Annotated in this window: 4 protein-coding genes; all 4 read left to right on the forward strand. The window is 62.3% G+C overall.

Annotation, left to right across the window (positions count from 1 at the left end; all coding sequences use genetic code 11):
* The first annotated feature begins 99 nt into the window (after positions 1 to 99).
* Positions 100 to 528 (forward strand): F0F1 ATP synthase subunit epsilon, encoded by a 429-nt coding sequence (locus ACE3OH_RS19995; protein ID WP_374357299.1) that lies wholly within the window; start codon positions 100 to 102, stop codon positions 526 to 528.
* Between the two features lie 272 nt (positions 529 to 800).
* Positions 801 to 2,804, forward strand: coding sequence for an amidohydrolase family protein (locus tag ACE3OH_RS20000; RefSeq protein ID WP_374357302.1), 2,004 nt, complete (start codon positions 801 to 803; stop codon positions 2,802 to 2,804).
* A gap of 96 nt (positions 2,805 to 2,900) precedes the next feature.
* Positions 2,901 to 3,533, forward strand: a complete 633-nt coding sequence (locus ACE3OH_RS20005; protein ID WP_374357304.1) for a LysE family translocator — start codon at positions 2,901 to 2,903, stop codon at positions 3,531 to 3,533.
* A gap of 160 nt (positions 3,534 to 3,693) precedes the next feature.
* Positions 3,694 to 4,355 (forward strand): NTP transferase domain-containing protein (locus ACE3OH_RS20010; RefSeq protein WP_374357306.1); only part of this gene is annotated, 662 nt, incomplete at its 3' end.

Below are 4,355 nucleotides of genomic sequence, written 5' to 3' on the forward strand. Positions count from 1 at the left end.
TGGCGAATACGATCATCTGCCGGAACAGGCCTTCTACATGGTCGGCGGTATCGACGAAGCTGTCGAAAAAGCCAAGACCCTGGCATAAGGTAGCGAGATATGGCCATGACCATGCATGTGGACGTTGTCAGCGCTGAGGAGCAAATCTACTCGGGTACGGCCGAATTTCTGGTCGCGCCCGGTGAAGATGGCGAACTCGGCATTCAAGCACGCCACGCCCCGCTGCTGACCCGGATCAAACCGGGTGCTCTGCGCATCAAGGTCGCCAATAGCAAGGAAGAGGAAGTGCTGGTCTATGTGTCCGGCGGCATCCTCGAAGTGCAACCGCATGTGGTAACGGTTCTGGCCGATACCGCGATTCGCGGCTCCGACCTCGATGAAGCCAAGGCTTTGCAGGCCAAGAAGCTGGCTGAAGAATCCCTGGCGAATCGCTCGGGTGCAATGGACTATGCCACGGCGCAAGCCGAATTGGCCCAAGCCATTGCTCAGCTTGCCGCAATCAAGCGCCTGAAGAAGCACAGCAGCTAAGCGTTTGTGGCTTACACGAAAAGGGACAAGCATCGCTTGTCCCTTTTTCTTTGCGCGTCACCCACCACCACCGTGTCGACACTGCGTTAACCGCTGCCAGTCACAGCCACCGCTAACATGGTCACGAACCGAGGCATTCACGCCGCGCATGGCTGCCATGCGCGCCATGCGGTGGCGCGAAATACCGCGTCCTATATGCTGCAGGGCTATTGCGAGCGCAGCGCCATTGCAATGGCCCGCTTTTGCCAACCCTGTTCACCGAGCCCATGCCCATGCTTAACGGTCGCGCCCTGTCTGCCATCATCATTGGACTACTTTTGTCGAGCGCTGCCGCCTTCGCTGCGAACAATTACGAGGTACGCATCCAAGGGCAAGCTGCCGGCAAGCAGACGATCAGTCACGGTGCTGACGGCGAGACCATGGTTGAATTCGGCTATATGGACCGCGGACGTGGCGATCACATCGTGGCGCGCTGGCGGCTCGACGAGCGGGGCATTCCGACCCGCTATGAGTCCAGCGGCAATGACTACTGGAAGGTGCCGATCACCGAACACTTCAGCGTGCGCGATGGCAAGGCGAGCTGGAAGAACCGCGCGGAACAGGGCGAGTTGGTACTACAAAAGCCCGCCTTCTACCTGCCGGCCAATCCTCCGCCGGAAATAACGGCAGTGTTAGCCCGCGCCCTGCTCAAAGCACCCGATCATCGCCTGGCACTGTTGCCCGAAGGCGAAGCCAGCCTGACCGAGGCGGGTAGCACCGATATTCAGCTGGGCGGCAAGACGCACACCCTGCGGCAATACCTGATCCGTGGGCTCGACTTTATGCCGGTACCGGTGTGGCTGGATAGTGACGGCAATACCGCCGGCGTCCTTGCCGACTGGATGGCGACCCTGCCGGCCGATTTGCAGCCCCATGCCAAAACCCTGTTTGCCGCGCAGGAGCAGGCCGGTCTGGCCTGGAGCGTGCAGCTGGCCAAGGAGCAGACCCACCAGCCAGTCGGCCCCTTGCTGATTCGCCATGCCACCTTGTTTGATCCACGCGACCTCAGTGTCAGCAAGGACATGGCGGTTTTGGTGATCGGCGAGCGCATCGTGCGCATCGCCGAAGACGCCAAGCTGACCGCCCCGCCAGGCGCAGAGGTGATTGATGCCGCCGGCCGCTTCCTGATGCCCGGCATGTGGGACAACCATCAGCACTTTGGTGCTGTCGACGGCGTATTCGACCTGATTGCGGGCGTGACCAGCGCGCGAGACCTGGCCAACGACAATGAAGCCATGTTGCGGCGCGCAGGGCGTTTTGACCGTGGCGAAGAGCTGGGTCCACGCGTATCGCTGGCCGGCATCATCGAAGGTGTCGGACCGCTTGCCGGTCCGACCGATGTACGTGTGGACACGGCCGAGAAAGCCATCGCCGCCGTGGATTGGTATGCCGACCACGGCTATGCGCAGATCAAGATCTATTCTTCGTTCCGCCCGCAGCTCGTACCCATCATTGCCGAGCGGGCGCATGCGCGCGGTATGCGGGTCAGTGGCCATGTGCCGGCCTTCACCTGGGCGCGTCGCTTTGTCGAGGACGGTGCCGACGAAATCCAGCATCTGAACTTTATCCTGCTCAACTTCCTGTATCCGGAATACCAGGATACCCGCGACAAGGATCGCTACACCCGGGTCGCCGAACAGGCGCACAACTTCGGGCCAAATGATCCGCGCCTGACCGAGTTCATCAGCTTTTTGCGACGCCACCATACCGTGCTCGACCCCACGCTCTCGGTACTGGAAGAGCTATATAGCGGCGATGCCAGCAAAGCACCGCCTGCGCTACTGCCGCATATCCAGCGCTTTCCGGCGCAATTGCGCCGCTCCATCAAGGCTGGCGCCGTCGTGGCCCCCGCCGGTCACGAGGCAGCTTATCGCAGCGCCGTGCCCTCACTGATGGCGGTGCTGAAAGCCCTGCACCAGGGCGGCGTTACCCTGTTACCCGGTACCGATGGCTTTGCCGGCTATGGCCTGCACCACGAGCTGGAGCTGTATGTACAGGCCGGTATCGCCCCCGCCGAGGTATTGCGCATGGCAACCCTGGTTCCGGCACAAGTGATGGGGGTCGACAAAGACAGAGGCGCCATCGCCGCCGGCAAGCTGGCCGATATGGTGCTGATCGATGGCAACCCGCTGGAGCGGATCAGCGATATCCGCAAGGTGTACCGCACCATCAAGGGCGGCAAGGTCTACCAGCCGGCCGATATCGAGCGTGCACTCGGCATGTCGCCAGCCATCTAGCGCGGCGCACAGCCTGTATTGCAGCAAGACAATCATTGAAGTACGGCAAGCCAGCGCTTAGCATGCGGGCTTGCCGTTTTTTCCTGTGGATTTGCCATGTTCGGCCTTGCCCCCGCCAGCCTGCTTACCTTTATGGCTACCGCCATGTTCCTTGCCATAGCACCCGGCCCCGATAATCTCGGCGTGCTGAGCCTGGGCCTCTCGCGCGGACGCCGTGCCGCGGCCGGTTTTGCCTTTGGCTGTGCCAGTGGCTGCCTGTTTCACACGGTGCTGGCCGCCGTTGGCGTCAGCGCGCTGATTGCCGCCAGCCCCAGCGCCTTTCTGGCGCTCAAGCTGGCCGGCGCTGCTTACTTGCTGTATCTGGCCAGCAAGGCCTTGCGTAGCAATGGTGGTGTCTCGCTTCAAGGCGAGCAGGGCGGCGACGATGCCTTTTTGCCCTATGTGCGGCGCGGTATTCTCGCCAATGTCATCAACCCGAAAGTAGCGCTGTTTTTTCTGGCCTTTCTGCCGCAATTTGTGAATGGCCAATACGATGCCGGCGCGCAAATCATGGTGTTGGGCCTGCTGTTCACCGTATCGGCCATGCTGGTGTTCCAGTCCATCGCCCTGTTTTCCGGCCTGATCGGCAATTGGCTGCGCCAGCGCCAGGGCGTGTCGCTGTGGCTGGATCGCCTCACCGGCCTGCTGTTCATTGGCCTGGCGGCCCGTCTGGCCCTGGCGCAGCGCTAGCGCCAAGTCGGCTTGTTGGCCGACAAGGGCCTGCGACCTGGGAGTTTTAACCCGACACGCGACGGCGGAAGGCCGATTGCTCGCTTGAGCGGCGCTGTCGGAATGAATTCCGACCTACAAGACCGCTATTTTCGCGTCACCATTTCTGAAGAAAACCATCATGAGCCCAGCCCTCAATGTCATCGTTCTCGCCGCCGGCCAAGGCAAGCGGATGAACTCGCGCCTGCCCAAGGTGCTGCAACCGTTTGCTGGTCGGCCGATGCTGGCCCATGTGCTCGATACCGCACGCAGCCTGCAACCAGCCCGGCTGCTGGTGGTGCATGGTCATGGCGGCGAACAGGTTCAGGCGGCATTTGCGGCGGATGGCGATCTGCTCTGGGCACATCAGGCCGAGCAGCTCGGTACCGGCCATGCGGTCGCCCAGGCGCTGCCGGCCTGTGTCGATGGCGTGGCGCTGATCCTCAATGGTGACGGGCCGATGATCAGTACCGCCAGCCTGCAGCGCCTGGCGCAGGCCTGTGCCGGAACCAAATTGGCGGTACTGACGGTGAAACTCGACGACCCGACCGGCTATGGCCGCATCGTGCGCGACGCCGATGGGCAGGTGCTGAGCATTGTCGAGCAAAAGGATGCCGACGACGCCCAGCGCGCCATTGGCGAAATCAATAGCGGGGTGATGGCGGTGCCGGTGGCGCGCTTGCGCGACTGGCTGCCGCGCCTCGGCCGCGCCAATGCCAGTGGCGAGTACTACCTGACCGATATCATCGCCATGGCGGTTGCCGATGGCGTGCCGGTGCTGGGCGAGTTGACCGATGACGCGGT

Source organism: Chitinimonas sp. (genome assembly GCF_041904975.1).
Taxonomy (GTDB): domain Bacteria; phylum Pseudomonadota; class Gammaproteobacteria; order Burkholderiales; family Chitinimonadaceae; genus Chitinimonas.